The sequence below is a fragment of the Natronobeatus ordinarius genome (genome assembly GCF_024362485.1).
GTDB lineage: Archaea > Halobacteriota > Halobacteria > Halobacteriales > Natrialbaceae > Natronobeatus > Natronobeatus ordinarius.
This window is the reverse complement of the sequence record NZ_CP101456.1, coordinates 541885-557880: the sequence shown is the minus strand read 5'-3', so window position 1 is coordinate 557880 and position 15996 is coordinate 541885. Positions and strand designations below refer to the sequence as shown.

Here is a 15996-nt window from a genome sequence, read left to right as displayed (position 1 = left end):
GACCACACCACATTATCGAGTGCTTTGGATAAACTGAACGCCACCTTGCCAGATGAGTAGATAGCCGAAAATCAAGCCGACTACGAACGCGACTGGAAGGTACAGGCCAGCGGTTACGGGGTCGGGAGGGGCTACTAACACTCCGACATAACCGATAAGGGTTGCAACAAACACCGTTCCGACTGCGCTCTCTTTTCGACCAGGGGAGGTACGCCGAGGTCCAATCTTCTTTCGATAGACAAGGTAGAGAACCGCCGGGATTCCTGCAAGCGCGATAACAGCGATCCCCCAGAAAACTGGCGTCTTACTGCCTCTGTCACTTGCATCGATCGTAACCCACCAGCCTAGCAAGACGAGAGACAGTATCGTGTTCAATACTGGGAGGGCCAGTAGATATTCCATACATATCCGATTCGACACTCTATTATTTATCCCTTCCTAAATATATATATGACAAAATTATTTAAATGGTTAATGGCCTATGAATTAAAACGTTTGGTCAGTGAGACCGAAGCAGCCAAACGCTCGAGTGCCTGACGCGACCGACTCACTCCGAGGGTGACTCGAGCGGCGACAGCACCTTCGGCACCTCCTCGACCGCCACTTCCTCGGTGAGGTCCTCGGCCTCGTCGACGGGGCCGTTGACGAACAGCGCGTGGGCGACGAACGCGATCGCGACGACGCCGAACAGCGGGACGGCGACCTCGAACGCGATCGCCGTCGTGAGCCCGATCACAGCGCCGAGTCCGAGGCTGGCGATGATGCAGAGCAACACGAGATCGTAGTAGTGAAGCGAGTAAGCCATGGTGGCCATACGGGCTCGAGCCTCAAAATCGTTCGGAGCGATGGGTGTCCGTGACGCTCTCGAGGGGGGTGACGTCTCGCCGGTCGATCAGAACATCCCCCAGGCGCTGAGCATGCTGGTGACGAGCGACTTCACGACGAGGCCGAGGCCGGCGAGCACGAGGGCGATGCCGGCAGCGATCTGGAGGTTCGCGTGGGCCACGACGGCGATTCCGACGACGAGTGACAGGACGCCGACGATGCCGACTGGGCCGAGGTTCCTGAGCATGACCCGGACTGCTCGTGGAAGCGCCATAAACGCCGTGATTCACAGAGGGCACACGAAGCCCGCGCCGTAAGCCGGTTCAGCCGCCAGAAACGATAAAACGTTAAACGCCTCGGCCGCAAACGTCGGGCCATGAGTGGCGACGAGGGCGGTCGCAAGAACCTCCGAATGCCCGAGGAGGACGAAGTCTTCGCGACCGTCACGGACATGCTCGGGGCGAACCGCGTCAAAGTACGCTGTGCGGACGGGAAAGAGCGCACCGCGCGCATTCCCGGCAAGATGCAAAAGCGCATCTGGATCCGCGAAGACGACGTCGTGCTCGTTTCCCCCTGGGACTGGCAGGACGAGAAGGCGGACATCACCTGGCGCTACGAGAAGAACGAGGCCGACCAGCTGCGCCGGGAAGGGCACATCCAGTGACGACGAGCTGGTACTGATGACTCGAGCGACCGATGTCGACTCGAGTAGCCGAGACGCACTGCTTCTATCGAGACCGAGCGCGGCTCCGATCTGACGTCGACGATGGCGACGCCGATCGAGCGTCACGCTCGAGGGCCTGGACTGCGAAAAGCGGCCAGTGAGATGGTGAGCGCCCCGGCACCTACGCGATCTTCTCGTACTGCTCTGCGAGCTTCTCGGCGGCTTCGCCGAGTTGTTCGCGCTCGAACGCCGAGAGCTCCCACTCGACGATCTCCTCGACGCCCCCGGAACCGAGCTTGACGGGGACGCCGAAGGCGGTGTTCTCGTGGCCGTACTCACCCTCGAGGACGACGCTCGCGGGCAGCACTTCGCCGGTGTCGTGCAGGACGGCCTCGACCATGTGAGCGACCCCCGTGGCGGGCCCCCACTCCGTCGCGCCCTTCTTCTCGATGACGTTCATCGCGCTGGTTTTGAGCTCGCCCAGGATCGCTTCTTTTTCGTCTTCGGAAACGTCGAGGTCCTGGCCGTCGACCCGAACTTTCGAAAAGACGGGGACCTGGGCGTCGCCGTGTTCGCCGAGGATCGTCGCCTCGACGTTTTGCACCGGCGCGTCGTAGCGCTGGGAGAGGACGTAGCGGAATCGGGCGGAGTCGAGTCGGCCGCCGAAGCCGATCACCTGCTCGCGAGCGCGGTCGCCGACCTCGTAGAGGTGGCGGTTCAGGAGGTCGACCGGGTTCGAGGTGGTGATCGTGACGAAGTCGTCGTTGTACTCGGCGAGTGAGGCACCGATGTCGTCCATGATCGGCGCGTTGTCGCCGGCGAGGTCGATCCGGGTCTGGCCCGGCTTTCGCGGGATGCCCGCCGTGATGACGACGACGTCCGAGCCCGCGGTGTCCTCGTAGTCGCCCTGCCGGACGACCGTGTTGGCGTCGTAGGCGACGCCGTGGTTGACGTCGGCTGCCTGGCCGACCGTCGTGTCCTCCATGTCCGGAATGTCGACGAAGACGAGCTCGTCGGCGATCCCTCGCAGTGCGATGTTGTAGCCGGCCGCGGCGCCGACCGTGCCGGCCGCGCCGACCACGCTAACTTTCGTCATACCACGTGAAGCTCCAGCCGGTACGGCGTTAAATCCGTCGAATACTGTATGATTTGTGATGAAAGGCCGGGTGTCGTGTCCCGACCCAACCCGTCACGTTCATCCGTGCCGGCGCCGCGCTCGAGGACATGCGCGTGAGCGTCATCGGCGGCGGATCGATCACGGACGACGAGGCGGCCGTCGCGGAGGCCGTCGGCCGGGAACTCGGCCGACGCGGCCACGCGGTCGTCTGCGGTGGACTCGGTGGCACGATGGAAGCGGTCTGTCGCGGGGCGAAAACCGAGGGTGGCGAGACGATCGGAATCCTCCCCGTCGAGGACCGCGGCGCCGCGAACGAGTACGTCGACACGGCGATCGCGACCGGACTTGGCCACGCCCGAAACGCCCTCGTCGTGCTCAACGGCGACGGTGTGGTCGCCCTCTCGGGGAGCCACGGCACGCTCACGGAGATCGGCTTCGCGGGCATCTACGACCGCCCGGTCGTCGGCCTCGAGAGCCACGACGTCCCCGGCGTCGAGCCCGTCGAGACGCCCGCCGAGGCGGTGGACCGACTCGAGGACGCCCGGGATCGGTGAGGAGTTCGCGTCACAGATCACAACCGTTTTTGACCGACTCTCGAGAGAGTCGGTGTGAGACCGCGCGAGGACCGAAGCCGGGGAGCACCCGCTGAGTCGACGGATTCAGGAGCCACTGAAGGCGGACGGTCGGATTCGGGGGCCGACGCCACCCAGTTCTGGATCCTCTATCTGACGCGATTCGCCGAGGGATTCGGCTTCATAACGCTGTTGACGCTGCTGCCGACGTACATCAACGTCCTCGATCCGCAGGCGACGACGATCCTCGGGATCACCATCAGCGCCGGGTTCGTCATCGGGATGTACACGACAGGGTTCACCCTCGCACAGACGCTCGCGGTCGTTCCGCTGGCCTGGGCCGGGGACCGGTTCGACAAACGGACCGTACTGCTGTGCGTGCTCGCCGTCGGTGCCGTCGTCTACGCGCTCTTCCCGCTCGTGGACTCCTCTGGGTCGTTCATTCTGGTCCGGGCCCTGCAGGGGATCGCCGTCACCGGCGCCGGGCTGATGACGCTCTCGCTGGTTGGCGAACTCGCGTCGGTCGGGACGCGCGCCGACCGGATCGGGAAAGCGAACGCCGCGTCCTTTCTCGCCTCGATCGTGGGCTCGCTCTCGGCGGGCTGGATCTTCGACGCCGTCGGCTTCGGGCCGATCTTCACGATCATCGTCGTCCTCGTGGTCGTCGCGTGGATCGGCCTGTTCACCACCCTCGAGTCCGACGACACCCGGATCACGGGCTTTCCGTTCGCCGACCTCGCGCTCAATCGCAAGCTCCTGACGATCACGAGCTTCCGGGCCCAGTACGCCTTCGCGGTGACGATGGTCCGGACGTGGGTTCCGATCTACGCGGGGACGGCCCTCGCCGGCGGCGGGCTCGGGGTTGCGGCGACCGCCGTCGCCGTCACCGTCACCGCCGAGAAGGCGACGAACATGGTCGGCCAGCTGTTCACCGGCCGGCTCTCGGACGGCTACGGCCGTTCGCTGTTCGTCTTCGCCGGCGGGGGCACCTACGGCCTGATCGCGATCGCGATTCCGCTCTCACCGGCGATCGGCGCCGCGATCGGGACCGGAGTGAGCCTGCCCGTCCTCGGCGACGTTCCCCCGGCGTACCTGCCGCTGGTCGTCTGTTCGGGGCTGCTCGGCGTGGCCGACTCCTTTCGTGAGCCGGCGAGCATGGCACTGTTCGCCGACGAGGGAACGGACCAGGGTGGCGTCGCCTCGAGTTTCGGCATCCGAGAACTCGTCTGGCGGCCGGGCTCGGTGCTGGGGCCGCTCATCGCCGGCTGGCTCATGGTCGAGGTGAGCATGGCGTCGGTGTTCTACGTCGGTGGCGCGTTCGCGCTCACCGGCGCGCTCACCTTCCTTGCGATCCTCGTCGCCGACCACGGCCGTCGAGCGCTGACGGCCTGGTGAACTATCCGTAGCCTTTTCGACCGATGACGGCCTTGTCTCTTCCATGAGCGACTTCGACAAGGAAGCCGAGCGCGAGAAGCTTCGGAAGAAGTACGAGCGCGACAAACGCGACCGGGAAGCCACCCAGCGGATGAGCGACCTCCTGCTCAAGGGGGCGACGATGACCAACACCCACTGTGACACCTGTGCGGACCCCCTCTTTCGCCAGAACGGGGTGACCTTCTGTCCCTCCTGTCACGGGGGGCCCGAGGCCGTCGAAGGACCCGACCTCGAGGAGTCGGACGACGAGGTGGCTGAATCGGCAGCCGAAGAAGAGTCGGCGGCAGAGACGGCTGACAAGGGCGAGGCCGAGGCCGAGGACGCCACGGCCGCCGAGTCGCGAGCCGAGCCGGAGCCGGCCACCCCGACGGCCGACGAGGAGAAAGCGACCGAACCGCCGGCGTCCGCCTCCGAGGAAGAACGGACGGACTCGAGTCGGACCGCGGACGCGAGCGTCGTCCGCCACACGACACCACCCCGTCGGACGCCGCCGTCACAGCAGTCGTCCGGCCGTCGCGAGGAACGCGTCGACAGGGGCCGGCGAACCCGCGAGCGAACGGGCCGCCGTTCGAGCCCACCGGTCGACGCCGACCTCGAGACGGCCCGGGCGTCGCTCACCGAAGCGCTCGAACGCTTCTCCCGCGAGGCGGCCGAGACCGACGACCCCCGGTACGCGCGCGACTGCCTCGAGGCGGCCCGCGAAGCGGCGGAAGCGCTCGCGGTGCTGGGTCGGTGAGGCGAGCCCCACGAACGGTTCGAGCGGGTCAGCCCGTGTAGTCGCTCCCGACGACCTCGCGGATTCGCTCGGCCGTCACCTTCCCGACGCCGTCGGCTTCCATCAACTCCTCCTCGGTGGCGATCATCACCGCCTCCACGGAGCCGAACTCCTCGAGTAACGCCCGTGCCGTCACCGGCCCGATCTCGGCGATCGAGGAGACGACGTACTCCTGCTGTTCGCCGAGCGTCTTGGTCCCCTTCTCGCCGTGGACCGACACCGACCGACCCGAGGTCTCCTGTTCCCGGCCGGCGATCACCGCGAGCAGCTCCATCGTGTCGGCCTCGCTCTCGGTTCTGAGCACGCTCGCGCCGAAGTCCACCGCGAGGCTCGAGAGCGCCCCGCGGATCGCGTTCGGATGAATGTCGCGCTGTTCGTAGAGCCCCTCGCCCTCGACGAGCACGATCGGCCGCGAGTAGTTTCGTGCCATCGCGCCGACCTGCTCGAACACCGACCGATCGTCGCCGACGAGCGAGTCGACGAAGTCCGCCGTCGACTTGCGCTCGACGACGACGCGATCGGAGAGCACGTAGTCGCCCACGGCGAGCGTCTCGAGGCGAATCTCGACGTCCGCGCGCCTCGAGAGCTCCCGTGGAACGTCCGAATCCATCTCTCGCTGGTCGGCGACGATCTCGATCGTTTCCGCCTCCTCGTCCGGCGTCGGTGGCTCGACGTCCCCGGTGCCGGCTTCGGCGTCGCCGTCGTCCACGTCGGCGAAGTCCTCGAGCCCCGGCTGCTTCGCAACCCCCTTGCTTCCACTCGAGACCCCGCTTCCGTCACCGGGTTTTTCCGTTCCGTCGTTCACTTTCGCCCCGGTCTCGAACGCCTCGAGCGACTGCTGGCTCGCGTCCAGTTCCTCCTCGATCTCCTCGGCCACACCCTTCAGCTGACGCAACTCCGACTCCATCTCCTTTTCGCGCCGGCGGGAGATCCAGAAGTACGCCTCGTCACGAGTGTCCTCGGCCATCAGGACGACGACGCGCCCTTTCGACTGCCGGCCGGTTCGGCCCTTGCGCTGGATCGACCGGATCGCGGTGGGGACGGGCTCGTAAAAGAGCACGAGATCGACCTCGGGGACGTCGAGGCCCTCTTCGGCGACCGACGTCGAGACGAGCACCTCGAACTCGCCAGCCCGGAACTCGTCGAGCACCGCCTGTTGTTGGTTCTGGGTCATGCCATCGGAGCCCTCGCGGTCGCCCTGGCCGACGAAGCGCTTCGCGTCGAAGCTCGTGCACAGGAAGTCAGTCAGCGCCTCGGCCGTGTCCCGCGACTCGGTGAAGACGATCACGCGCTCGCCGCCCTCGAGGCCGAGCGTCTCGGCCAGGAGCATCCGCGTCTTGCGGTACTTCGGGTGCAGCTGGTCGAACGACTCGGCTTTGCGCATCGCCTCTCGAACCCGGGGATCGGAGACCATCCGCTGGCTCGCCTTCGAGGCGCCCGACGTCCGGGCCTGGTTGCGCTGGCGCTCGAAGTACCGCCGCAGAGCCTCGACGCTCTGAGTCTCGACCAGGGTCACGGCCTGGCGCAGTTTCATCACCTCCGCGTGGATCGACATCCCCTTGTAGCCCGTCGACTGGTCGTTGCCGATCAGCTGCTGAAGCTCCGCGCGCATCCGGTTCAGGTCCGACTGGGACTGATCCGGCTTCGTCGAGCGGGCGATCCCGAGCTCTTTGAGCTTCTCGAGTCGGTCCGTGATCACCTCGTTCAGCGCGTCGCGGATCTCGAGCACCTCCTCGGGCAACTCGATGCGTTCCCACTCGAGGTCGGTCTCGTGGGTGAACTCGGCGACGTCGGCGTCCTCCTCGGTCATCACCTCGACCTCGTGGAGGCCCAGGTTCTCACAGACCTCGAGGATGGCCTCCTCGTCGCCGCCCGGCGACGCGGACATCCCCGTCACCAGCGGCTCGCGTGCGTCGGCGTGGTAGCGTTCGGCGATGTAGTTGTAGGCGTAGTCGCCGGTGGCGCGGTGACACTCGTCGAAGGTGAGATGGGTCACGTCCCGGAGGGAGATTCGCGAGCCGACGAGGTCGTTCTCGATCACCTGCGGCGTCGCCATGATCACGGTCGCCTCCTCCCACAGTGTGGCCCGATCGTCGGGGCTGACGTCGCCCGTGAAGACGACGATCTCCTCGTCGGGAATCCGGAGCGCTTCGCGGTAGAAGTCGGCGTGTTGCTGGACGAGCGGCTTGGTGGGTGCGAGCATCAGCGACTTCCCACCCACTTCGTCGAGCCGTCGAGCGGTCACGAGCAGACTCACCGTCGTCTTACCCAGCCCCGTCGGGAGACAGACGAGGGTGTGATCGTTCGCCGCTGTTCCGGCGAGTTTCAGCTGGTAGAGGCGTCGCTCGAGGAAGTTCGACTCGAGCAGCGGGTGCTCGATGGAAGGGACTTCCTCGTCCGTCGTAGCCATTGGGACGGGATTCGAGCGCGCCGTGGTTAAGGGTTCTCGTACCGCGGTGAAAGTGGTCAGGCCGGATCGGGAAAACGGCCCTGTACACTGGTCCGTATACAAACGGCTATAAGCAAGACCATCCGCGTGGACGACGAGACGCACGCGGCGCTCGAGGCACTCAAGGGCGAGGACGAGACCTTCGACGACCTGCTCTCGCGTCTCGTCGAGGACCGGCGCGAGACGGTCCGGGACGGGGCCGGGCTCTGGGCCGGTACCGACGCGGCCGAACGCGCACGGGAGAAGCGCAAGGAGATGAAACGCGGCGTCGGCGACCGATGACGGTCTACGACAGCAGCGTCCTCATCGACTGCCTCGATGGCGTCGATGAGGCCGTCACGTACGTCGACGACCACCTCGACGAGCGTGCCGTCGCCCCACCGCTGGTACTGTTCGAGGGCTACCAGGGTGAGGTGTTCAAGAGTGGACCCGCGGACTTCGACACCGATTTCGACGCTCCCGGGATCACCGACGTTCTCGAGGTCGACTTCCTGTAGGCACCCTACACGGCGATACGGTCGACACCACCGGGTTACGGGTGACGTTCGAGTACATCTGTTGTTTAGCTGCCCATTTGCTTTGTGCTACAAAGTACATTTATTGGCAATGCTTATTGCACAGGAGAGTTATTTGTAACACGAGAACGATGACGGCCGACACGACCACGCTGTCGACCCCGACCGGGAGACGCGACCTCGAGCGGTGGACGAGCCAGTCGCGGGCGTTCACCGAGCGCTACGTCCGGGAGCTGTTCCGGGACACCGGCGTCCTGTTCTGGACCATCGGCTTTCCCGCCGGCTTCTACCTGCTGACCATCCTGGTGTTCGTCCCCGGCGACGTTCCAGCGGACGTCGAACCGTACGTGAAAGCCAGTATTGCGGTCAGTTACGGCACCTTTGGAGCCATCATCGCCGCGCTCAACAGTTTCAGCGAACAGCTCGGGGCGGACCTCGAGGCTGACCGCTACGTCCACTTCCGGGCACTCTCGATCGCACCCACTGCTGACCTGGCGGGACGGATGGTCGCCGGGGCCACCCTGGCGCTCGTCGCGTTCGCGGTCGTCCTTCCGATCGGCGTCGCGACCGGCGCGAGCTTCGACCTCCGCTCTGGGTTCTCGCCGCTTTACGTCCTCGCAGCGCTCGTCACGTTCGCGGTCTTCTGGATGGTCGTCGCCGTCGTCGTCTCCGTCGCCGTTCGTAACTCCCGCTACGCCTCGATCATCACCGTCAGCCTCGCGCTGGTGGCGTTCATGCTCTCGGGGTACAACGGCACGGATCCCTCCGTTTTCCACGGGCCCGACTGGTTGCTCAACTGGATGCCACACACCCTCGCCACGCGACTGGTCGCCCACCACCTCGTGGTCCCGCCGTCGGCGGAGATTGGAATCGCGCCGCCGGTGGCCCCCGACGCGGCCGTCGGGCTCGCCGTGCTCGCCGCCTACGCCGTACTCGCCCTCGGCGTCGGGATCGCCACGACGCGTCGCGTCCTCTACAAACGGGAGGTGATGCCGTGACCGACCTCGCACTGTCCGGAACGGGCCTACACAAGACGTTCGGCCCCGACGACCAGATCCTCGAGGGCGTCGACCTCGAGGTCCACGAGGGCGAGATCCTCCTTCTGATGGGTCCCAACGGCGTCGGGAAGACGGTCCTGCTGTCGTGTCTCGCCGGGAGCGAACGGCCCACCGAGGGGGAGATCGAGGTCTTCGGACAGCCTCCGCAGGCGGCCGCCGGCGACACGCTGGGCTTTCTGCTCCAGGATTCGGTCGCCGTCGAGACGCTGACCGGCCGGGAGAACGTCGACTTCTACGGCCGAGTTCAGCCCCGATTTACCGACCGCTGGGAGAGCTACGTCGAGGAGCTCGGGCTCACGGCCGACCTCGGAAAACTCGTCGAGACCTACTCCGAAGGGATGAAACGGAAACTCGAGTTCGCCCTGACGATGAGCGCGGACGTTCCGCTTTACTTGCTCGACGAGCCGACCGCCGGCGTCGACCTGACGAACGTCCAGCGGTTTCACGACGTCGTCCTCGAGCGCAACGCGGCCGGCGCGACGGTCGTGCTCTCGAGTCACCGCCCGATCGACGCCACCCTCGCCGACCGCATCGCCTTCATGCCCGACGGGACGATCTCAACGGTCGGCACTCCCGAGGAGTTACTCGAGTCGGTGCCGCCGGTGGTTCGCGTCAGCGGGCGGTCGGCGATCCGCACTGCACAGACGTACGTCGTCGACGGCGAGTTGTTCCCGCTTGGCGGGGAGGCACGCGGCTTCCTCGCCGCCGACAGCGACCTCGAGACCCTCCGGGCGGCGATCGAGGGAGGCGACAACGCCCGCGTGACCGAGGTCGAACCGAACTACACCGACCTGTTCAACTACTACGTCCACGTCCAGCCATGACCGATCGACACTACGGACCGACAAACCCACGAACTGCCAACAAAACGGAGCCGCCACGTCTCATCCCCTCCGAGGCCGGAACGATCCGTTCTGAGGTGAGGAGATGACCGACGACGGCGAGGTCGACGTCGACGCGCTCCGGGCCGACCTCGAGGGGATCAAAGACGCGATGGGGCTCCACGAGCGCTATCCCTCGCAGTTCCAGCTGTGGCTCGTCTACGCGCCGCTGACGATGCTCGCCGCCTTCGGCTCACAGGCCGTCGTCACATACGAACTTCCCGGCTGGGGCCACGCCGCCGCCTGGGGAGGGTTCATGGGCGCCGGTGCTCTCTACGCGTGGTACGTCGGCGACGAGTACGACGAACCGGAACGTGGCCCACCGAAACCGGGCACGAGGGTTCAGCTCCTGGCGATCGTCGGCTACCTGCTCGCGGTCCTGTTCGTCGTGAGCCCGTTCCTCGAGGACGCCACGGCACTCGTCGAGAGCGCCACGATCTTCGCGCTCGTCGTCGGCGCCGTCGGGGCGAGTTACGTCGTGACGGGAGCGACCCTCGCCGCCTACTACGTCCGCGACCGCGACAGGTACGCCTTTTATATCGGCGGTGCCTGGATTCTGGTGTTCGCAGTTGCGATGGTACGGATCCCCTTCCTCCAGGAGTGGGGATACGCGGTCTTCGGCGTCTGCTACGCCGTCTACGGCGTCCTCGCGTACCTTTCGCTGGCTCGAGACAGCTGACGATGGACCTCGACAAACTCGTACACCAGCCGACCCGGTTACAGATCTTCGCGTACCTCTATCGCCACGGCGAGACGGCGTTCCCAGAACTCGTCGAGGCACTCGAGGTCACCGAGGGGAACCTCTCGAGTCACCTCGGCCGGATGGAAGACGCCGGGGCCGTCCACGTGGAAAAGCAGTTCGTCGACCGCAAGCCCCAGACGACCTACGAGCTGACCGACGAGGGTCGCGAGCTGTTCGAAGAGCACGTCGCGGCCCTCGAGTCGCTCATCGAGGGGCTGTCGGCGGACGACGACGGATGACGACCTCGAGGAACACGTTATCCGCGTTCGACCCGTAGTGGGGACATGGCGACGGACACGGCGAGTGGCAGCTCCCTCGAGCGCGACGAGCTCCTGCGAGCGATCGGTTTCGTCCTCCTGATCAACGTCGTCGGCAGCGTTCCCGGCATCCTCTCGAGTCCCGACAGCCCGTGGTTTCGCGCCCTCGAGAAGCCCACCTTCTACCCGCCCGAGATCGCCTTTCCGGTCGTCTGGACGCTCCTCTTTACCCTGATGGGCGTCGCGTTGTGGCTCGTCTGGCGCAGCGACGCGGCCGGCCGGCGGCTCGCACTCGGGCTGTTCGTCCTCCAGATGGCGTTCAACGTCGCCTGGACGCCCGCGTTTTTCACGCTCGAGGAACTGCTCCTCGCCCTCCTCGTCATCGTGGTCCTATGGATGCTCGTCGTCGCCACGATCGTCGCGTTCGACCGGGTCGATCGTCGGGCCGCGGCGTTGCTCGTCCCCTACCTGGCGTGGGTGACGTTCGCCGCCGTGCTCAACGCCGAACTCTGGCGGCTGAACGCCTGACGTCACCCTGTCTCGACAGTTTTCGGACCGAAGAAATCGATCAGCGGGAACGGCTCGACCGGGTATCGGTAGTTGCCTCGAGCAGCGACGTCCTCGAGGCTGACAATCACCGATAGTACCTCGATCAGCTCGTCTCGGCTGCCTCGGCGTTGTCAGCGGGAGTCGGCAGCTCGCAGCTGCGCATCTCCTCTGGCATCGGATGGTCGGTGCCCGACGCGAACTTCGGATACGGCGTACTCTTGTGCTCTCGGCGTTCGAACGCCACCGCCGCCTCTCGTGCGCGTCGGAACGCCTCACGCTGGCTGTCGACTGGCACCGTCCGCACGACGGTGACCGAATCGCCGTGTTTCACCTGCAATCGGAGCGCAAGAAACGCGCCGAACTCGGTCCCCTCGAACAGCACCGCGCGACCGAACCGTCTCACGACGGCTGTTTCGTACGCGTTACAGGTATTCCAGAGCGTCCGTCGCGCGTTCGGCGAATCGGCGACGACGAGCATCGCGCCCCCTAAATTCCCGTTCATTTCAACCATAAGTAATCTCCACATTATAAAATTCCTTGGCATACTGTCAAATTTGGCAGTGTGGTTCGCCACAAGATATAGTAACCGTTGAAAGTCATTGCACACCCGGTCACGACCATCGGCGGTCTGCCTCGTCGACGAAGCCGAGGTAGACCGCTCGGCTGTGACCGGGTGTAACTCGTTTCAACGAATACGATAGCAACTGGTCACCAGTGCACCTGCGAGGAGTGTGTACGCCGCTCCAGTTGGGAGCGATGGTGGTCGTCGAAACGGATACGACCTGAGAACCCGGGAACCGACGCTCGCCAGCGAGTCGATACGACGCCGGTCGTCGCCTCTCAGCCCGCTGGGTGGCGGCTCGTACCGATTCTCGCCGTCCCGGTGGGACGATCATCGGTACACAGTTACACCCACCCTATCAGGTCGTCCGCAGGTGATCGGTGCTCGGCTCGTACACCTCGCCTTTCTGTTTGAGCTTCTCGATCTCGTGCTCGGCTTTCGACTCGTCCATGCCGATCTCCCCTGCCCGCTCGAGCACCACGTCGATCGGCGCCCCGTCGTCGTACTCCTCCTCGACGTCGGCGATCAGTCCCTTGATGTTCTTGATCCGGTCGCGCTGGGACTTCGAGGTGCCCGCCTCGACGATGTCCGCGTCGAACTCGCCCGTCTCGGGATCGACCCCGATGTCCTGCAGACACGAGCGCACGATCTCGATCACTCGCTGGGCGTCCTCGAGTTCGACCGTATCCGACAGGCGCACCCGCGCGCTGGCCTCCGAGAGCCGAACCAGTCCCTCGAGCTTTCGCGCCGTCACGGGCACCGGCGCGTCCTCGTCGGTCCCCTTCGAACGCAGATCGACGTAGAAGTCCCGGATCGCCTCCCGGGCCGCCTCGGTCATCCGCGGGTGGCAGTTCTGCTTGGCGTAGGCGATGTACTTGCGCAACAGCTCGGCGTCGATCACCGGGTCGACCTTCGCGGTCATCGCCTCGATCTCCTCGGTGCTGACCTCGAGGGAGGTCATCTCCCGTTGCTGGGTCGTCAGCTCGCCCGCGTAGTTCGTGTTGATGATGTGCTCTGCGAGGTCGCGGTCTTTCTCCTCGTCGGGCTGGTCGGTGACCGTGAAGATGAGGTCGAACCGCGAGATGAGCGCCGGCTCTAAGTCGATCTGCTCGCCGATCGGCTCGTACTGGTCGAACCGGCCGTACTTGGGGTTCGCCGCGCCGAGCAGCGAGCAGCGGGACTTGAGCGTCGCGTTGATGCCGGCTTTCGACACCGAGATCTTCTGTTGCTCTAAGGCCTCGTGCATAGCCGAGCGGTCTTCGGAGTTGTGGACGACCATGCCGTTTGCGAGGAAGTTGTGGGTTCCGGAAACGGTGAGGTCGTAGACGGACTCCCGGTCGCCGCCGTCGATTCGTCGGACCTCGACGATCTCTCGTGGCTCGACGTCACGGAGACTCGAGTCGACCGACGAATCGGCGAGTACGGCACCGCCGTCCGTCGCAGCGATGGACTCACTGCGTGGCGCGAGCGTGTCGTCTCCAGGCTCGAGGTGCTCCGCGGCTCGTTCGACGACGTGGCCGTTCTCGTAGACGAAGAACGGGTGGTCGGACGTCGATCGAAGCCGATTCCCGTCTTCGGTGACGACTTCGATCAGTTCCGCCGGAGCGTCGTACTGATGGACGGCCGTCACCGGACGTTCGATGATCGCGCCGTCTTCGGTCATCGTCCGAACGGAGATGTCCACGTCGCGAATTGTCCGACCGTTCTCGAGGTGTTCGATCGTCCCTTCCAGCTCGTGGGATCGCGCCACGTCCCGAATCGGAACGGTCGATCCGTCGGCCAGCTCGACGAGTGTCTCGCCCGTCACACACCGCATCTTGTCGAGCTCGTCGACCGCCGCGATCCCCTGGTCGGCGAGCACGAGTGCGCCGGCCTCGAGCGTCCACTGCTGGCCGTCGCCGAAGTCGTCGCGTACCGCAGCGGCGGTAAGCCCAGCTGAGCTGCTACCTTTGCCAGACGTGTAGACGGAGCGGGGGGCGATGTTTTGGATATACCCGAGCATCTGGGAGTTGTGCGAGACGATCCCGTTCGAGACGTAATTGTGCGTGCCTTCGACCTCGAGGTCGTACACCCACTCGTAATCGGGTTCACTCGTCTCGATCGAGACGATCGAGTCGGTCGTTGCCCGACGACGGTGTACACCACCGTCGGCAATCACGTCATCCGCAACCTCTCCGGAGACTCCCCCTTTGGGCTCTGCCGCGACACCATCCCCGACGGACAGTTCGTCGGCACGGATCGCTTCGTATCCATCAGTCGGATCAAAGACGAACAGGGGATGGGACGGCGTCACCTCGAGTTCTCGTCCACTCGAGGTTCGAATCCGGTACATCCGATCCGGAGCCTCGCGCTTCCAGACCTTCGTGGCACGCTGTGGGGCGATCGATCCGTCGTCCTGTACCGATGGAACCTCGAGATCGATCTCGTCCCACCAGCCGTCATCGATCGGTTTGGGATCCTCGAGGTTCGATTCCACGAGAGTTCGGATGGGCACCTCGCGGTCGTCGGCCAGTGTCACACATGTATCACCCGAGACACATTTACCAGTACCAGGATCACCAATCAGTAACATGTGCAGGTCACCCCGGATCCTCGAGCCGTCGGGCAGTTGCTTCGTCACGCCGGAAAAGAGCTGGAGGATCATCGCGAGTTTCTCGTCGTCGTAGCCGAAGATCGCCGGCGCGATGGAGCCGATCATCTTCTCGTAGATGTCGTCCTCACCCGAGAGGCGGACGATCTCCTGTTTGTCCTCCTCGGTGATGTCCATGTCCTCGAACTGCTCTTCGTCGACGTCGACGGAGATGCCCTCCATGTAGAAGTCGAAGATGGGCGACTTCTCCTGCTGGTTGCCCTGTTGCTCGAGGCGGAGGACGCCCACAGCGGAGACGTGGTCGCCAGGGGTCACTTCGCCGGTGATGTCGTCTTCGACGTGGACGTCGATCGCCTGAGGAGTCTCCCCCCCTCTGAGCCCTTCGGGGCTCTCCTGGATGCGGAGTTTCTGGGCGTCGACGAACTCGGACTGGTCGAAGTTTACCCGGAAGGGTCCCTGTCGTTCACAGCCCTGGCACTCGTGGGGTTCCTGGAAGTCGCCGGTCGATTGGGGGACGCGATTTAAGGTGCCACAGAGCTGGCACTCGAAGGCGGCCTCCTCGATCTTCGGGCGGACGTCCGTGGCCTTGCGAATAATCCCGCGCACCTGCACGAGTCTGTTCATGTGGCGGGCGCGGATCTCACGGATCTCGGGCGACTCGGAGTCGGGGAGATTCCGGATCCGGACGTGTGCCTGGCCGAGGCTCACGTCGATCGGGAGGTCGTACAGTCGGAGGGCCTCCTCGGCGTAGCGCTGGAGCTGTTCGGGCTGGTTGAGGTAGTCGTCAGCCAGATCGGGGTCGAACCGGTAGAGGTCGTTCCAGTCGACGGAGAGCGAGCGCTGTTCGTTGGGGTACCGTTGCGCAAGCTGTTTGACCTCGTTGTCGTAGTAGTTCCGGAAGAACTGCTCGAACGCGTCGACGAGTTCGGAGTTTCCCGCTTGCGCCATTGCAGGTGGCTAGGTCCGCCATACGGTATAAAGGGTCGCAAACCGGACCGGAAGTGGT

General features: G+C 65.0%; 18 protein-coding genes. 11 read left to right on the top strand and 7 right to left on the bottom strand.

Annotation, left to right across the window (positions count from 1 at the left end; all coding sequences use genetic code 11):
* Positions 1-12 precede the first annotated feature (12 nt).
* The 3 genes from NMQ09_RS02910 to NMQ09_RS02900 form a co-directional block, all read right to left on the bottom strand.
* Entirely contained in the window at positions 13-402 is a 390-nt protein-coding gene (locus NMQ09_RS02910) for a hypothetical protein (RefSeq protein WP_255192951.1), read from the bottom strand.
* A gap of 145 nt (positions 403-547) precedes the next feature.
* Positions 548-805, bottom strand: coding sequence for a DUF8015 family protein (locus tag NMQ09_RS02905; RefSeq protein ID WP_255192950.1), 258 nt, complete (start codon positions 803-805; stop codon positions 548-550).
* A gap of 87 nt (positions 806-892) precedes the next feature.
* Positions 893-1072, bottom strand: coding sequence for a DUF7470 family protein (locus tag NMQ09_RS02900; RefSeq protein ID WP_255192949.1), 180 nt, complete (start codon positions 1070-1072; stop codon positions 893-895).
* Positions 1073-1201: 129 nt separating this feature from the next.
* Here NMQ09_RS02900 and eif1A point away from each other — a divergent pair, with 129 nt between their 5' ends.
* Entirely contained in the window at positions 1202-1489 is a 288-nt protein-coding gene (eif1A, locus tag NMQ09_RS02895) for a translation initiation factor eIF-1A (RefSeq protein WP_255192948.1), read from the top strand.
* Between the two features lie 181 nt (positions 1490-1670).
* Here eif1A and mdh read toward each other — a convergent pair whose 3' ends face one another.
* On the bottom strand, positions 1671-2585 hold the full coding sequence (mdh, locus tag NMQ09_RS02890) for a malate dehydrogenase (protein WP_255192947.1): 915 nt from the start codon (positions 2583-2585) through the stop codon (positions 1671-1673).
* Positions 2586-2713: 128 nt separating this feature from the next.
* On the opposite strand from mdh, the gene NMQ09_RS02885 reads away from it, so the two are divergent.
* The 3 genes from NMQ09_RS02885 (at position 2714) to NMQ09_RS02875 (ending at position 5348) form a co-directional block, all read left to right on the top strand.
* The gene (locus tag NMQ09_RS02885; RefSeq protein ID WP_255192946.1) at positions 2714-3160 is read left to right on the top strand and encodes a TIGR00725 family protein; all 447 of its coding nucleotides are present in this window, start codon (positions 2714-2716) and stop codon (positions 3158-3160) included.
* Positions 3161-3322: 162 nt separating this feature from the next.
* Positions 3323-4573, top strand: a complete 1251-nt coding sequence (locus tag NMQ09_RS02880; RefSeq protein ID WP_255194546.1) for an MFS transporter — start codon at positions 3323-3325, stop codon at positions 4571-4573.
* 43 nt (positions 4574-4616) lie between these two features.
* Positions 4617-5348, top strand: a complete 732-nt coding sequence (locus NMQ09_RS02875; RefSeq protein ID WP_255192945.1) for an Sjogren's syndrome/scleroderma autoantigen 1 family protein — start codon at positions 4617-4619, stop codon at positions 5346-5348.
* A gap of 28 nt (positions 5349-5376) precedes the next feature.
* Here NMQ09_RS02875 and NMQ09_RS02870 read toward each other — a convergent pair whose 3' ends face one another.
* Positions 5377-7797 (bottom strand): DEAD/DEAH box helicase, encoded by a 2421-nt coding sequence (locus NMQ09_RS02870; protein WP_255192944.1) that lies wholly within the window; start codon positions 7795-7797, stop codon positions 5377-5379.
* A 126-nt stretch (positions 7798-7923) separates the two neighbouring features.
* Here NMQ09_RS02870 and NMQ09_RS02865 point away from each other — a divergent pair, with 126 nt between their 5' ends.
* The 7 genes from NMQ09_RS02865 (at position 7924) to NMQ09_RS02835 (ending at position 11817) form a co-directional block, all read left to right on the top strand.
* Complete coding sequence (locus NMQ09_RS02865) at positions 7924-8118, top strand: antitoxin VapB family protein (protein WP_255192943.1); 195 nt, start codon at positions 7924-7926, stop codon at positions 8116-8118.
* On the top strand, positions 8115-8333 hold the full coding sequence (locus tag NMQ09_RS02860) for a PIN domain-containing protein (protein WP_255192942.1): 219 nt from the start codon (positions 8115-8117) through the stop codon (positions 8331-8333). The genes NMQ09_RS02865 and NMQ09_RS02860 overlap by 4 nt, the downstream gene beginning before the upstream one ends.
* Before the next feature lie 149 nt (positions 8334-8482).
* On the top strand, positions 8483-9349 hold the full coding sequence (locus tag NMQ09_RS02855; RefSeq protein WP_255192941.1) for an ABC transporter permease: 867 nt from the start codon (positions 8483-8485) through the stop codon (positions 9347-9349).
* On the top strand, positions 9346-10233 hold the full coding sequence (locus tag NMQ09_RS02850; protein ID WP_255192940.1) for an ABC transporter ATP-binding protein: 888 nt from the start codon (positions 9346-9348) through the stop codon (positions 10231-10233). Before NMQ09_RS02855 ends, NMQ09_RS02850 begins: the two co-directional genes overlap by 4 nt.
* A 103-nt stretch (positions 10234-10336) precedes the next feature.
* Positions 10337-10969 carry a hypothetical protein gene (locus NMQ09_RS02845; RefSeq protein ID WP_255192939.1) on the top strand — a complete coding sequence of 211 codons (633 nt, stop codon included), beginning with the start codon at positions 10337-10339 and terminating at the stop codon, positions 10967-10969.
* Positions 10970-10971: 2 nt separating this feature from the next.
* Positions 10972-11271 (top strand): winged helix-turn-helix domain-containing protein, encoded by a 300-nt coding sequence (locus NMQ09_RS02840; RefSeq protein ID WP_255192938.1) that lies wholly within the window; start codon positions 10972-10974, stop codon positions 11269-11271.
* A 45-nt stretch (positions 11272-11316) separates the two neighbouring features.
* Positions 11317-11817, top strand: coding sequence for a TspO/MBR family protein (locus tag NMQ09_RS02835; protein WP_255192937.1), 501 nt, complete (start codon positions 11317-11319; stop codon positions 11815-11817).
* Between the two features lie 124 nt (positions 11818-11941).
* Here NMQ09_RS02835 and NMQ09_RS02830 read toward each other — a convergent pair whose 3' ends face one another.
* Positions 11942-12340, bottom strand: coding sequence for a DUF7855 family protein (locus tag NMQ09_RS02830; protein ID WP_255192936.1), 399 nt, complete (start codon positions 12338-12340; stop codon positions 11942-11944).
* 418 nt (positions 12341-12758) lie between these two features.
* Positions 12759-15938 carry a cell division protein gene (locus NMQ09_RS02825; protein ID WP_255192935.1) on the bottom strand — a complete coding sequence of 1060 codons (3180 nt, stop codon included), beginning with the start codon at positions 15936-15938 and terminating at the stop codon, positions 12759-12761.
* Positions 15939-15996: the final 58 nt, after the last annotated feature.